The following is a 15,476-nucleotide window of genomic DNA, read 5'->3' on the forward strand; positions in this document are numbered from 1 at the left end:
CATGAATTATACAAATCTGGTTAAAATTGCGACCAATGCCCTGAAAAGAAACAAATTCAGGGCGATACTCACCATGTTGGGAATCATCATTGGAGTGGGATCGGTTATTGGTATGCTTTCGATTGGTGAAGGATCGAAACAAAGTATTCAGCAAGAGATGTCGAGCATGGGAACCAACATGATCTTTGTGATGCCGGGTTCGCAACGGCGTGGCGGTGTTATGATGGGAAATTCGGATGCTCAGTCGCTCACGCTTTCAGATGTGGAAAAGCTGAGGAAAGAGGCGCTGCACATCAGCGCTATCTCACCACAGGTCAGTTCAAGCGGACAGGCGGTAAACGGAAATAAAAACTGGCCGACATCGATTTACGGTGTCAATGCTGAATACCTGAGTATTCGGAAATATGAACTGGAGGATGGCCGCATGTTTACCGATCAGGAAATAAAGAGCCTGGCCAAGGTTTGTCTGGTGGGGCAAACGGTTATCGAAAACCTGTTCGACCCGAATATCGATCCGATTGGACAAACGATTCGTTTCAAAGGCATTCCTTTAAAAATAATTGGGGTACTCAAAGAAAAAGGCCAGAATGGAATGGGAATGGACCAGGACGATTTAATGATCGCACCGTATACTTCGGTACAACGAAGAATGCTGGCCATTACCCACATCCAGTCGATTTATGCTTCGGCCGTCAGCGAAGATCAATCGGAACAGGCTATCGACGAAATAGAAAGCATTTTGCGCCGCGAGCATAAGTTAAAAGATGGTCAGACAAACGATTTTCAGGTACGGTCTCAGGCGGAAATGGTCGAAACGTTTTCTTCGATCAGCGATATGCTTACCATGCTTTTGGGAGCAATTGCCGGAATTTCGCTGTTGGTTGGCGGTATCGGAATCATGAACATCATGTTTGTTTCGGTAACCGAACGAACCAAAGAAATCGGGCTTCGTATGTCGGTTGGCGGACGTGGCATCGATATTCTGATGCAGTTTCTGATCGAGGCAGTCATGCTGAGTATTGCCGGTGGTTTAATCGGTGTATTGTTTGGCCTTCTGATCTCATACGTGGCCACATCTCTACTCAATTTCCCGATGGTCGTTATGACACAGGCCATTTTGCTCTCTTTCCTGGTTTGTTCGGTTATTGGTATTTTCTTTGGCTGGTATCCGGCCCGGAAAGCCTCCAACCTCAATCCAATCGATGCGTTGCGACACGAATAAAATTAACCGTAAAACCGGAAATGTCGTTTCAAAAATGGTATTTTTGGTTTTCGGCTAAATCATCATATAATTATGCCTGTTACAACACCAACAGCAATACAAAAAAAAGTATTACCTACCAGTTTGCACGTTTTGGCCTGGCTGGTATTGATCATTCTTCCCCAGTTAATTATTAATCGTTATTGGGGAAACCAAAACAGAATAAACTGGCATTTTTTCAGCAATGCCGCTGTTTATGGTGTCATTTTTTATGTGAACTATTTATGGCTGGTTCCCCGCTATTATTTTCAGGACAAACGCTATAAATACGTTATTTTCGCTGTTGTAGTAATAGCAGCGGGCTATTTTCTGAATCTTGAAATTGCTGAGCTGCTGCGCAATCCGGAACGGGAGAGGGCAATTGAAGAAGCCATTTCAAAAGTGATGAAAGATGAAAAAATCGTGAGACCGCCTTTCCGGCAAATGCAATTCTACTATTTTATTTTGCTGGGAGTTATTGTAACAGTATTTTCAATTGGTTTGAGGATGATCGAACAGTATACCGCCAGCGAAAGACGCCAAAAGGAACTGGAACGTGAAAAGCTGAATTCGGAACTGGCATTTTTGAAGAACCAGGTAAGTCCGCACTTCTTTTTCAATACTTTGAACAACATTTATTCGCTGGTGGAAATAAATACCGAAGATGCACGTGCAGCAATTCTGAAACTCTCGAAACTGATGCGCTATCTTCTTTACGAATCGGAACACGGCGAAACCAGCCTGGAAAATGAGATCGAGTTTATGCGGCATTACATCGATCTGATGGAATTGCGTGTATCGAAAAAAGTGGATATTGATATTCAGCTTCCGGTTGATCACACAGATTATAAAGTTCCCCCTCTCCTTTTTATTCCATTTATTGAAAACGCATTTAAACACGGCATCAGTTACCGCGAAAAATCGTTTATCAAGGTAAAAATGACTACAGGAAATAACCGGATTGCTTTTGTTTGTGAAAACAGCATTGGGAGCGACAAAAAGGAGAAACACGATGAAAACCATTCCGGAATCGGACTCGAAAATGTCACCAAGCGGTTAAATCTGCTTTTCCCGGAGAAATACAAACTGGATATTCGTCAGACTCCGGAAGTTTTTACCGTTGACCTGGAAATTGAATTAACAACTAAAAAATGATTCGAACCATCGCCATTGATGATGAACCACTGGCCTTGCAGCTGGTAAGTTCGTACATCGGAAAAACTCCGTCGCTCAAGTTGGCAGGAGCCTTCGACAATCCGATTGATGCACGTGAGTTCCTTGAAGAAAACGAGGTAGACTTGATTTTTCTCGATATAGAGATGCCCGATCTGAATGGTATCGAATTTACACGCCTGCTGGAGAATCGTCCAAAAATTGTATTTACCACCGCCTACGAGAAATACGCTTTGCAGGGATTTAAGTTCGAAGCAGTGGATTATCTCTTAAAACCTTTTGGGTACGAGGAATTTTTGAAGGCGGTAGAAAAAGTAAAAAAACTGATTGGTTACGAACGATCAGCACAAAAGGAAGAAGTGAGCGCCAACAATGAGTTTTTGTTCCTGAAATCGGAATACAAAATCCGGCGAATCAATTTCAACGATATTGTTTATATCGAGGGATTAAAAGACTACATCAAGGTTCATTTGTACAACCAGGACAAACCGATTCTTTCGCTGAGCTCTATGAAATCGATAGAAAGCAAGCTCCCGGAATCAAAATTTATGCGGGTGCATCGTTCGTATATCGTGAACCTCGAGCGCATTGAAACCATCGATCGCAGCCGGATTGTGTTCGGCAAAGTTTACATCCCGGTAAGTGAGCAATACAAGGATGCTTTCCAGAATTTTCTGAATCAGAACTTCCTGTAACTGCTTTTCCCAAACGTCCCGCTTGGCACTATACTCTGCCAGGCAAGCCTGCTATTTCGAATAGCGAAACAAGAAAATCATTTGGTGTGTTATCATTCGAAAAATTAATGGGTGTATAGATTTCCGGCACTGTGACACGAAGGACTTACTTCAAAATCGGGGAAATATTTGCTGACAATCTCATACAAATCAGGATCGTATTTTTTCATGTCGTCGCGTGTATTTACCCAATTGTGTTTCCCATCGGGCTTTTCAACTTCCGCATTCACATTAAACCAGTTTTGCACCCCTTCCGCCCAGTATTCATAAATATTTGTTGCAGCATAGGTGTTTTTATACTTCCCGGCCGCCATTGCCTTGTCCAGTTTTTCCTCTAGTAATTTATTGAAATCAGGATCCAGCGGAGCGATTCCAATCAAATGAATGGCATGTGCAAATTCGTGAATGGTTATATCTTCAGCGTGGTATTTATCAATCTGGTAACAAAGTAAATTCTCCTCGGCACAAGTGGTAAGCGGCAACTGCATATCTCCTCCCAAACCGCGGGCCCGAACGTCCCAGTTTAGCGATGTATCCTGCGCGAGGTGGGCATGCTCCGGAATATCAGTTGTGCCTTCGTATCGTGCCATTATTCCAAGGCGGGAGTTCATCTTTACCATCTGAGCCAACACGGTTTTGGGCAGACCACTTGTCATAAAATCGATGATCTCGCATGCTTTTACAAAGGCCGAATCCGGAACCCGGTACGAACTCATAATATGAATGCCGTTAATGTTGAAATATTTTTTATAAAAAAAATCAAAATTCAGCTCCTTTGGTGGAGCTGTAATCACATATTCTTTAGTACTCAATGCTTCTGTCTTTTTTGCAGAAACACTGGCAGGAAACAAATTGACAATAAATGCGGCTGTGATCAGCAAAAGCAGGTTTTTCGTATTGAATATCCTCATATTATATTGGATGAATTGACTACTATTTTGAAGTTATATTCCAGTTGGGAGTTTTTTTGTCTAAAAGATTTCTGACAAAAAAATCGCGGCGTTTTTGTTCTCCGTACGTTCCGCCCAACGTATGATTTGTTCCCGGAAGAACCACCAGTTCAAAATCCTTTTTGGCTTTAATCAGTGCATCAGCCACCTGCATGGTAGAAGCCGGATCCACATTGTCATCCATCTCCCCTACAATCAGCATTAGTTTTCCCTGCAAATTTCCAGCATTATCAACGTTTGAGCATTCGGCATATTCAGGTCCGATCGGGTACCCCATCCATTGTTCGTTCCACCACATTTTATCCATCCGGTTATCGTGACAACCACAGGAAGCAACTCCGGCCTTGTAAAATTCAGGATGGAAAAGCAACCCGGCCAGCGCATTTTGCCCACCTGCTGAACCTCCGAAAATACCAACACGGGTAATGTCCATGTATTTATACTTTTTTGCAGCCGCCTGCATCCAGAGAATACGATCAGGAAAGCCGGCATCTTTCAGGTTTTTCCAGCATACATCATGAAACGCTTTTGAACGATACGAGGTGCCCATTCCGTCCATCTGAACAATGATAAAGCCTAATTCGGCCAGGCTCGAATAGGCATAGCTCACCGGATTAAAACTCTTTTGTGCAAACGCGCCTTGCGGCCCGGCATAAATATATTCGATAACCGGATAGGTTTTGTTTTTGTTGAAGTGGGTTGGACGGTAAATGTTGCCCCAAATATCGGTTTTGCCATCGCGGGCTTTGGCTACAAAAGATTCCGGAGCAATCCATCCTTTATCCAGTAAATCAGCAATATCTGTTTTTTCGAGTTCTAACAATACTTTTCCGTCAACCGCGCTCCGCAATACCGTTACAGGAGGAGTTTGAACTGTTGAATAAGTATCTGTAAAATAGTCGTAGTTTTCAGCAAAGGTTACGTCGTGGTTCATTTTCTCCGGCGTTAAATCAAGCAGGTTGCTTCCATCAAAGTTCACTTTGTAACAATGCAGGAAATACGGATCTTCACCCTCGTTTTTTCCGGCTCCATAGAAATATACCACACGGTTCTTTTCATCTACATGCAACACCTGGCGAACAACCCACTCTCCTGCTGTAATCTGATTTTTCACCTCACCGGTTTCCGAGTTGTATAAATAAAGGTGATTCCATCCGTCACGTTCCGAAGCCCAGATTATTTCCTTGCTTTCTTCCAGGTCGTATCGAAACCGTTTCCCGCTGTAATCGATAAAAGTCGGGCTGTTTTCATTGATTATCACTTTTACCTTCCCTGATTCAGCATCCACTGAAGCCACCTTGTAAACCTGATGTCCACGCTGGTTGTATTCGAAAGTGAAGGTCAGGCTGTTCTTATTCCATTTAGGATTGGAAAGCTCGTATTGATTTTCAAAGTCATGGGTATCGACCGGAATTTGTTTTAAGCTTTCAATATCAAACAACGCCGGATGTTTGACAGGCAGATCATCACCCGGTTTCAGGTAGTACCGTTTCTGCAGAATGGGCTGAAGTTGGCTGTCGGGCGAAGATTCAATAAAATAAATAAAACGGTCTTCGTTTTTTCGGACTTTATTTACTGCCAGTTTTTTAGCGTCGGGCGACCACGAAAAATAGCTTGAATAGTATTCGCCGGGCGCGCCGTCATAACTTAACTGATGCTCTTCTCCTTTATTGTTTTTCACATAAACGTTGAAATTCTTAATAAAAGCAGTCCATGCCTTATCGGGTGAATCCACCGGATCTCCTTCGAGTTCGTTAAATGGGCGCCCCCAATATCCGTCTCTTTGTTTTCGGGGCTCCCAAACCGAATCTTTCGAAAGCGTGTAATCATTTAAGTTACAAGTCCAGCGAGCATTTTCATAAACAAATTGAATGCTTTGCTTTTCCCTGTCGAATTTAAGGTTACGAAGCTGAAGCGACTTATGTGTTACTTTTTTATCCAACTGTCCATTTAGTGCATCCACTAATTTCTGTGTGTCAAAGGCCAGGGTTTGGCTTTGCTTTTCTGCGTCTACAAATTTATATTCGGTGCCTTCGCGTGTTTTGATACTGTACCACAACGTATTTGTTGAATCGATCCAGTCAACCCGTTGTACCTGGTTATAAACAAGATCGGCAAGTTTTAATACCGAATCAGCTTTTTGATATTGCTCAATGGTAATTTGCGCCGTTGCAGCAGAACCGACCAAGCCGGCGATGATGAAAAGTAACAGAAATAGATTTTTCATTTTTATTTTTTTGAATTGAAAACACATTCGGTTCTGGTGCTCTATTAATGAGCTGCATTTTAATCTCGTTGAATATACCAACACATCTAAAATAAACTTATTCTAATCGGCTCCTGTCCCAGCGAAATCTCGTACTGACCACGGTTGTTTTCAGAGTAGCCATTGATCGTTACAGTAGCGCCTGAATCATATGATTTTACACGCAAATACGCTTTGAAAGTAAAATCGTTGGAAGGATTTAACTCCAACTCTACTTTCCCGGTTTCCGGTTTTAATGAAACCGATTTAAACTGGCCGGCATCGAGTGTAAGCCAGAGTTTTAGTGGCGAGATATAGACGCGCGATTTAGCCGCAGTTGTGAGTTCCACCTTTACTTCTCCCTCCGATTCAGTCAAATTTCCACCAAAAGCGAGCCATCCGAATTCATCATTTTTTGTCAGGAAAGTAGATGAATTTACTGCGTAACCATAAAATCCGGGACCATAATCACCCGAAATACCGTCGTTTTTTAGCGTTGATGGAAAAGAATGGAAAGCTGCCGGAGCAAAGCCATCTTCGGTTATGTTTGAGAGCGTTCCCAGTAAACCGCCATATCCTACGCGTAATAAATACAAATCTTCCGGCATTTTACGAAACTCTTCCAGCACCGGAATAGCATTTAATCCGGAGCCATAGTGGTGAATCTGACGTTCTATTCTCGATAATTTTCCTCCGTAAAGAAAATCCCAGTATCTGCGTGCATTTCCGTTGTATGCCCAGTGAGGGATGGTAGGCATGTAAGCCAGAATGGCCCGTAAAGTTGTCTCAGCTTTATCGTCATGACCAAAATAATCTGACCACATGTACACCTCTTCCTGACCGGTCGAATCCCAAGGCATTTCACTTCCAAAAGGATAGTTGAGCGAAGCCCAGTGTTCGGTTCTGGCTTTCATTTTCTCTTCCAGTTTACGGGCATATTCCCACATTCCTTCAGCTTTCAGATCATCCAGAATATGAATAAAAATACTGCCTTCCATTTGCCCGAATTGAGCGTAATATGGCGCCAGTTCTGTCATTGCCATTGCTGTTTGATAAGCATGTTCCAGGTACCAATCCCAAGTTTGCTGTTTTACCAGTCCTTGATAATTGCGCGCTAAACGATACATTACCCAATGAGCTGCTGCCACGTGCGGGTAATTGTACGAACGACCGGGCGATGCTGCATGCTCCTTGTTCCAGGCAGCCCAGGTTTTGTAATTTACTTTTTCGCTGTAAGTTCCGGCAGGCATCGAGTCGGGTTGGTAATAAAACATGCTTTTTCGCACTCCGTATTTCAGCGGACCGTCACTGTACTGAAGTCCACCCCAGATAGTTTGCTGCATAAAATCTTCCAGCTTGGCAATTTCCTCTTTGTTTGGCTCAACCAGCTGTTTCATAATCGCATTCAACCACGATCCGGAACCTCCTTCATCTCCAAGTCCGCAAATCCATGCCCTGCTGTCCTGAGTTACCTTTTGCTTGGTTTCATAGTCGTAAGTAATAACCGACGGCGAGCGATGAAACGGATCGTTTGGCTCATCGAACCATTGCTCAGTAGTCAGAAAATGGCCATTGTCGGCCACAACCTGTTCTTCTGGTTTAATTACTTTGTAGTTGATGGTTTGCTCTGCCCCGTTTTTGTATGTAATAGTCAAACGTGCACGTCCCCAGATTAATCCATGTACAACATATTTATACCAACCGTTTTTTGTGGTTGTGTATTTGGTCAGTTCCAGTGCACCTTCGGGTTCCACTTTCAGACTTTTAATTTTTTGATCGTATTTCAAAAAAAGTTCGGCCTTTACATCTTGCGGAAGCACATAACCCGGAACTCCGACAGCAACGGGATGATTATTTTTGATCAGCGTTTTTTCAATGTCGTGAATAGAATCGGCCAACACGAATTTCAAACCATAACTTTTGGTTTTACCAGGTTTCAGTATTTCCGAACTTGGGTTGTTCCAGGGAGTTGCTTCTTTCCATTCGTTTTCGGCATAAGCTTTACTGTGAACCATCCATTCATGAAAGCCTTCGAATGTAATTCCCCGTCGTGTTGGGTCGTCAAGCAGCGGATTGTAAGCCTCGAACGGAGAATCTCCATAAGGAAGAACCAGCAGGACTTGTCCTGTTCCTTTCAGTCGGATGACCTGCAAATAACCGGCATCCATCCCAATATAAGGGTCGAAAAAAACATTCTCGGCGTGTGCCTGATCCAGTGTTTTATGGGTATGATTATTGTTAAAAATAACCGGTATTCCAAGAGCTCCAATTTCAACATTCGCCTTCGAAATATTTCTCAATTCAAAGCGTAGCACAAGGTTATCTCCGTCTTTTTCCCAATAACGGGTAATTTTTAGGGGCGCATCTTCGGGAAATAAAACAGAAAGATCTGATGCCGCCAGAACATTTGTTTTGTCAGGCTTGATCTCACTGACGCTCTTTCTGGAAGCGGCCGAAGAGTAACTTATCCATTGTTGATTACTTCCTGTTCTTATTCTGAAATTAATATCTCCCAGGTGGTAGTACCCGGCTTTGTTTCGGTGCGGCAGCCATTCTCCCGGTGTAAAATCAAAATTGGGTTCTTCTGCCGGATGTAGACCGGCAACTGTTTGCGATGCCTTCAACAATTCAAGTTGAAAAGCCGGTGTTGAGAACTTCAATGTTCCCAAACCAATGTCGATAGAATCGGATGGAGAAATTGCAGAGGAAGTTGCCCCGGCGTTCAGCGCGATGTTTCCCAATAGCAGAATAGAGAGAATATTCTTAAGTTTCATTTGTGTGCCTTTTAAAAATTTCAGACGATTCAGAAATACCCAATTGACTATTTTTTACTTATTTGGTTCAGTAGTCATTTATCCGAAGTTTAGTTTACTTTGAAAGATTTTTTATTCGCAAGATTTATGTTTTTTGTTGACAGATCAGCTCGACATCAGGCTGCTTTTTCTCTTTTGGAACTAAAAGTTATTGTGGAAATATATTATAGTTTTTTCAGCTTAAAAAGTCCGCTTTGATGAGCTGCCAACTCTCTTGAAAACATTTCTGAATTATTTTCGGTTACTTCTCCCGTCCACATAGTCATAACTTCATAGTTGCCACTAATTCCAAGTTCACTCAAATTTACGGAAACTGCCAATGGCTTTTCATCGTCCGAAATATTGAACAGAGCCAGATAAACATCCCCGGTTACCGAATTTTCCGAGGTAATTGCAACTTTCCCATCTTCCTGAAAAATCTGACGAACATTTACACTTTCCCGGTGCATCTTCAAGACTTCGTCGTTTGTAAGCAGCGATAAAGTAAATTCATCGTTACTTGGTAAATCGCCTCCGAACATTAAAGGAGATTTAAAGATGGTAAACAATGTCATAAGCGAATATTGCTCATTTTTTGTAAGCCTTGTCATGCGGTCTTCTCCCCGCTCGCCACGAATTGAAATTCTTCCCAGTGGAATCATATCACAATCGGGCCAGGTTCCTCTTGAAATATAAGGATACCATTGCTGGCAGACATCAATCAGGTTTGTAAAATGATGCCAGGTATCCCACACATCGTCGACCATTCGCCACATGTTGGCATGTTCACGCACATGATTGGCAGCTTCAACCGGCGTTGCTCCGGGCGACGTGCTTAAAACAATAGGACGTCCGCACTGGTCAATGGCATTTCGGATTAACTCAATTTCTTTCTGATGATAAGGTCTCGACAAATCATCCACTTTTACAAAATCGACTCCCCACCCGGCATACATATCAAAAATAGAATTGTAATACTCCTGAGCCCCAGGCTTATCCGCTAAAATTGTATAATTATCGCGCAACCAAGGGCACTGCAAATCAGTTGAGTAAATCTCTTCCGCAGTGATTCCATCCGTTCCCAAAATTGGTAATTTATTTTCAACAGCTATTTTGGGAATACCACGCATGATGTGAATCCCAAACTTCAATCCTTTGTTATGGATATAATCTGCCAATTCCTTAAAACCTTTTCCATCTTTTGCAGAAGGAAAGCGATTTACCGCAGGTTGATAACGTCCATATTCATCAATAACATAACGAGGATCAGTCTGATTATAACCTCCTGCTTTGTCGTTTTCAACAAACCATCGAATATCAACCACAATATATTCCCAACCATATTTATTAAGCTTTTCAGCCATGTAATCAGCGTTGGCTTTCACCTCATGCTCTTCAACGGTTGGTCCGTAACAATCCCAGCTATTCCATCCCATTGGCGGCGTTTGTGCCCAATTTTTAAACTCACCTTTTTGAAATATTTGCCTGCTCTGTTTCTGCACACATGCGGCAAAGGAAATTGTAACAACAAGGGTTAGAAGGAAAGTAGGTATTTTCATAATTATTGTTTTTTGGAAAGATAATTAAATGTCGCTAAGTGTACAAATTACGCTTTACTGATTGCGACAAGCCTTCCACGGTAATTGAATAGGTCACTTTGCGATGAATGCTAAATTATTTATGTGCGAAGAGCTCTGATAGTTCTTTAGGTAACTGTGGCATCGCACCTTTCTGCGTGCACACGTAGGCAGAAACTTCGACCGCCGCCTGGTGAACGTCTTTTATCAGCCGCTTTTTTAAAAGCCCCATCGCTAAAGCAGCCGTAAATGAATCACCAGCTCCCACAGTGTCGGCGATGTTAACCTTTGGAGATTCGAGCCAGCTTCTCTCTGTTTTTGTCAGAATTAAACTCCCTGCCCCGCCTTTTGTCAAGGCAATTAATTCAATATTGAAATATGTTAGCAGCTGTTCCAAAATTGCTTTTTCTTCTCCATCCATTCCAAATAGTTCAGCGACAACAGGCAGTTCGTCTTCGTTTAGTTTTAGAACATCACATTTCTGAAGCGATAATTCAATCACAGCTTTCGAATAAAAGTGTTGCCGAAGGTTGATGTCGAATATTTTCAAACAATTTTCAGGAAGCTCATCCAATAAGGACTGAATAGTTGTAAATGAAACATTATCGCGTTGAGCCAACGCCCCAAAACAAAAGGCTGATGCATTTGCTATCACCTCCTGACGTTGATCGCACAATGGAATTTTATCCCAGGCTACATCGGTTTGGATGGTGTATTCTGGTACTCCGGAAGCATCAAGCCGAACGTCTACCTTTCCGGTAGGATACAGTTCTAACCGGGAGATAAAGCGCGTATCCATTTTCTTTTGATCCAAAAAACCGACAATTTCATTTCCCGGTTCATCTGTTCCAACTGCACTGTAAACAATTCCTTTACCTCCCAATTGAGAAGCGTGCCAGGCAAAATTCGCGGGAGCTCCCCCCAGTTGCTTACCACCGGGAAGCATGTCCCATAAAAGTTCTCCGGCTCCAATCAGTATGGGTTTATTCATTTTTGTTATTGGTTTAATTGGATTTTTATGATCTGAAAATAATCACCTAAAATACATAATCCATACGATTTTGTTAAACATTACTTCTATTTGAGCAATTGATATTTTATATAACCAGATCTCAAATCATTTAACTGGGAAAAAATGCTACAATCTTTTTGAATCAATTTTTTAATAAGTGTTTAAATGACTATAATTAATTATCTTTAGAACGTTGAACACTAAATTTAATAGAAATGGTCAAACTTAAATCACAACTAACCATCCTGTTAGTACTTTTTATTTCGATTTCATATGCTCAAAGTAAGCTTACGTTGCACACAGAGCAGACTGAAACAAAGATTAGCAAAGATATCTACGGGCATTTTGCAGAGCATCTCGGACATTGTATTTATGGAGGAATTTACGTAGGAGAAGATTCGGATATCCCTAATATACGCGGATTCCGGGATGACGTTATCGGAGCTTTGAAAGACATGAAGATTCCGGTATTAAGATGGCCGGGAGGTTGCTTTGCTGATACTTATCATTGGAAAGATGGAATTGGACCGCGTGAAAACCGCCCGTCGATAGTAAACGTTAACTGGGGTAATGTTACCGAAGACAATAGTTTTGGCACACATGAATTTCTGGATTTTTGCGAATTGATCGATGCTGATGCTTACATCAATATAAATGTGGGATCGGGCACGGTGCAGGAAGCCAGCGAATGGGTAGAATATGTTACTTCATCCAATCTAAGCCCGATGACAGAGCTTCGCAAAAAGAATGGTCGTGAAAAACCCTGGGATGTTAAATATTGGGGAATTGGGAATGAGAACTGGGGCTGTGGTGGAAATATGACACCGGAATACTATGCCGATCTGTATAAACAATTCGCCACATTTACTCATGGCAATCTGTATAAAATTGCGTGTGGCCCGAGCGAAGGCGATTATAACTGGATGGATGTTGTGATGCAAAAAACAGCCCGCAACTGGGGTTTGATGCAGGGGATTTCACTTCATAAATACACGATACAAACACGCAATTGGGGAGATAAAGGAAATGCGACCGGTTTTGGAGAGAAAGAGTGGTTTGAAACACTTCATGAAACCCTGGATATGGAAACATTGGTTACACGTCATTCAACCATTATGGACCGATACGATCCGGGGAAAAGAGTTGGATTAATTGTGGATGAATGGGGAAACTGGTTTAATGTGGAACCGGGAACAAATCCCGGGTTTCTGTATCAGCAGAACTCATTGCGCGACGCTTTGGTTGCCGGAGTCAACCTGAATATCTTTAATAATCATGCCGACCGGGTTAAGATGGCCAACATTGCTCAAATGATCAATGTACTTCAGTCGGTGATTTTAACAAAAGAGGATGAGATGGTGCTCACTCCCACTTACTATGTATTTAAAATGTACAGCGTACATCAGGATGCTACGCTTGTTCCGGCAAATCTGGAAACAGGAAAATACAGCTACGAAGGTAAATCGGTGCCGAAAGTACAGGCTTCGTCTTCAGTAAAGGATGGTGTACTTTCTGTCACATTCTGTAACCTAGACCCCAATAACTCGGAGCAGGTTGAGATTGTTATTCCCGGAAGTGAATATAAAACCGCCTCCGGGCAAATAATTACAGGCGAAAAGTTGAACGATTACAACGATTTTGGGAAAACCGAAGCTGTTTCAATAAAAGATTTCTCGGTAGCGAAACCAAAAGGAGAAAAACTATCAGTTAATTTGCCGTCTAAATCAGTGGTACTCATCCAATTTAAAAATTAATTAAATTGAAAACATTATAAAAGCCCGTTTCTGAAATTTCCGGAAACGGGCTTTTTGCATTTGACGGTCTGTAATATCTTAATCTGCTTTTTTCAGCGTTTCATGCTTTTTTACAAACCCAATTAGCAAAATAAAGGCTACAATTAAAATAATTGGCAAAACTGACATATTTCGTAACGTAATTTCAGCCCCGGATGTCTCAATTGATTTCCCCATAATTGGCAATACCATCGAAGTGGCTACAAAGCCTGCTCCCCCCAGAATTGACATTCCAAGAGCGCCACTTTTAGGAATATATTCCGAGGCTACTCCGATCATTGTAGGCCAAAAATAGCACACCCCAACTGCAAATACGGCAGCCGAAATTAATGTCATGCCAGGACCCTTAGAGATACTCAATAAAAGCAAACCGGCAGTTGAAAGAATAGATGACCCCAATAAAACACCGGGAGGATTTAAACGGTGAACCAAACTTCCGGCAAAAAATCGGCCAACCGCCATTATACCAGTTACTACAACTAAAATAATCATTGGGCTTATACCATTTGTTTCGAGCAGTGCGTTGATCCATTGTGTAGTCCCCAATTCAGTCGAAGCAGTAAGCAGCATACAAAAAAATACGAAGGGGAACAAAAGGCTTATCTTGTTAATTAGGCGGCCTTCAAGAACAATAAAAACTGCAATAATTCCAACAATTATTAAAGGATAAGCGTAATTTGATGTTATACTATCAGATATTTTTGGAACATTGGCTACCAATATCATAAATATAACAGCCAGGGTAATCGTAATAGGAGCACCAATGTTACGCATCATTTCTTTATAACTTACTCCTGAACTTACACGTTCAGTTTCAGGAATCTTCTGGCCCAAAAATAATATCCCATAAACAGAGAGTGGAATAAATAGAACACCAACCAATAACTGCCAGGGAAGGTTAAATTTATCCATGATCAACCATGCAAGAATTCCCCCGATGACAATTCCTCCGGGAAACCACACATGAAACCGGTTAAGCATTTTGGTTTTCTGATTTGGGAAAAGCGTTGCGATCAACGGATTACACGCAGCTTCTACACTACCGTTACCCAGGCCAATAAAAACGTTGGAAACAAAAAGTGAGGTATAATCTTTAGCCAGAAGCAATAAGACAATACCGATTAAATGCAGACCAAACGCGAGCCAAATAATCGTTTTGGTTTTAACAAGATCAATAAAATAGCCGCCGGCAAACATGGCCACGGCGAATCCCCAGAAAGCTGGTGATAGTGCACGACCAACCTGTTCTTTTGTCAGTCCGTAATCATCATTGAAAACTCCTTCAATCTTTGCCCTGATTGCAAAAGTAATGGCAGTAACCAGTAAGGCTAAGCAACTTGCAATAAATAGTCTTTTTTGATTTAGTTCTTTCATACTTATAGTTCAAATTAAGGTTTAGTATTATGATTTCTCTTCCTTCAATAAACCAAAAATTTAAGCTGCTTTCTGAAATGAATCTGATTGTGTTCAATGTCAAGGCCCATCCTAATATACACTATTTCTGATTAATAGCAATATTATCCTCCAATTGCACAAAACAAAAAAACCCGCAGGAAATTCCTACGGGTTCAATGTATTTCACCTAAGTAATTGTCTTCTTATTTTACTTTTTCTACGATTGCTTTGAACGCTTCGGGCTGATTCATTGCTAAATCGGCCAACACCTTGCGGTTGATTTCGATATCGTTCTTTTTCAACAATCCCATGAATTGTGAATACGACATTCCTTCGAGGCGAGTAGCTGCGTTAATACGCTGAATCCACAATCCACGGAATGTTCTTTTTTTCGCTTTTCTGTCGCGGTATGCATACTGTTGACCTTTTTCCCAGGTATTTTTTGCAACCGTCCACACATTTTTACGCGACCCGAAATAACCTCTAGTTTTTTTCAGTAATTTTTTTCTCCGGGCACGTGATGCTACATGATTTACACTTCTTGGCATACTTTTTACTTTTTTGA

Annotated in this window: 11 protein-coding genes; 4 read left to right on the plus strand and 7 right to left on the minus strand. The window is 41.7% G+C overall.

Features of this window, described 5'->3' with window-relative positions; all coding sequences use genetic code 11:
• Position 1 precedes the first annotated feature (1 nt).
• From MR764_RS11970 to MR764_RS11980, 3 genes are all read left to right on the plus strand, one after another.
• The gene (locus tag MR764_RS11970; protein WP_247979656.1) at positions 2 to 1,222 is read left to right on the plus strand and encodes an ABC transporter permease; all 1,221 of its coding nucleotides are present in this window, start codon (positions 2 to 4) and stop codon (positions 1,220 to 1,222) included.
• A gap of 72 nt (positions 1,223 to 1,294) precedes the next feature.
• Positions 1,295 to 2,395: a histidine kinase gene (locus tag MR764_RS11975; RefSeq protein ID WP_247979657.1), complete on the plus strand. Its 1,101-nt coding sequence runs from the start codon at positions 1,295 to 1,297 to the stop codon at positions 2,393 to 2,395.
• Positions 2,392 to 3,108: a LytTR family DNA-binding domain-containing protein gene (locus MR764_RS11980; RefSeq protein ID WP_247979658.1), complete on the plus strand. Its 717-nt coding sequence runs from the start codon at positions 2,392 to 2,394 to the stop codon at positions 3,106 to 3,108. Before MR764_RS11975 ends, MR764_RS11980 begins: the two co-directional genes overlap by 4 nt.
• Positions 3,109 to 3,212: 104 nt before the next feature.
• On the opposite strand, the gene MR764_RS11985 is transcribed toward MR764_RS11980, so the two are convergent.
• The 5 genes from MR764_RS11985 to MR764_RS12005 all read right to left on the minus strand — a co-directional run bounded on the left by MR764_RS11985 (position 3,213) and on the right by MR764_RS12005 (position 11,702).
• Positions 3,213 to 4,058 carry a hypothetical protein gene (locus MR764_RS11985; RefSeq protein WP_247979659.1) on the minus strand — a complete coding sequence of 282 codons (846 nt, stop codon included), beginning with the start codon at positions 4,056 to 4,058 and terminating at the stop codon, positions 3,213 to 3,215.
• Positions 4,059 to 4,080: 22 nt separating this feature from the next.
• Complete coding sequence (locus MR764_RS11990) at positions 4,081 to 6,324, minus strand: S9 family peptidase (RefSeq protein ID WP_247979660.1); 2,244 nt, start codon at positions 6,322 to 6,324, stop codon at positions 4,081 to 4,083.
• Between the two features lie 86 nt (positions 6,325 to 6,410).
• The gene (locus tag MR764_RS11995) at positions 6,411 to 9,116 is read right to left on the minus strand and encodes a DUF5695 domain-containing protein (protein ID WP_247979661.1); all 2,706 of its coding nucleotides are present in this window, start codon (positions 9,114 to 9,116) and stop codon (positions 6,411 to 6,413) included.
• 203 nt (positions 9,117 to 9,319) lie between these two features.
• The gene (locus tag MR764_RS12000; protein ID WP_247979662.1) at positions 9,320 to 10,693 is read right to left on the minus strand and encodes a glycoside hydrolase family 27 protein; all 1,374 of its coding nucleotides are present in this window, start codon (positions 10,691 to 10,693) and stop codon (positions 9,320 to 9,322) included.
• Positions 10,694 to 10,808: 115 nt separating this feature from the next.
• Positions 10,809 to 11,702 carry a carbohydrate kinase gene (locus MR764_RS12005; RefSeq protein ID WP_247979663.1) on the minus strand — a complete coding sequence of 298 codons (894 nt, stop codon included), beginning with the start codon at positions 11,700 to 11,702 and terminating at the stop codon, positions 10,809 to 10,811.
• A 236-nt stretch (positions 11,703 to 11,938) separates the two neighbouring features.
• On the opposite strand from MR764_RS12005, the gene MR764_RS12010 reads away from it, so the two are divergent.
• Positions 11,939 to 13,477 carry an alpha-N-arabinofuranosidase gene (locus MR764_RS12010; protein ID WP_247979664.1) on the plus strand — a complete coding sequence of 513 codons (1,539 nt, stop codon included), beginning with the start codon at positions 11,939 to 11,941 and terminating at the stop codon, positions 13,475 to 13,477.
• 78 nt (positions 13,478 to 13,555) lie between these two features.
• Here MR764_RS12010 and MR764_RS12015 read toward each other — a convergent pair whose 3' ends face one another.
• Positions 13,556 to 14,890 carry an MFS transporter gene (locus tag MR764_RS12015; RefSeq protein ID WP_247979665.1) on the minus strand — a complete coding sequence of 445 codons (1,335 nt, stop codon included), beginning with the start codon at positions 14,888 to 14,890 and terminating at the stop codon, positions 13,556 to 13,558.
• 224 nt (positions 14,891 to 15,114) lie between these two features.
• Positions 15,115 to 15,459, minus strand: coding sequence for a 50S ribosomal protein L20 (gene rplT / locus MR764_RS12020; RefSeq protein WP_119438652.1), 345 nt, complete (start codon positions 15,457 to 15,459; stop codon positions 15,115 to 15,117).
• Between the last annotated feature and the right edge of the window lie 17 nt (positions 15,460 to 15,476).

Origin of the sequence: Maribellus sp. YY47 (assembly GCF_023111095.1) — a bacterium.
Classification (GTDB): domain Bacteria; phylum Bacteroidota; class Bacteroidia; order Bacteroidales; family Prolixibacteraceae; genus Draconibacterium.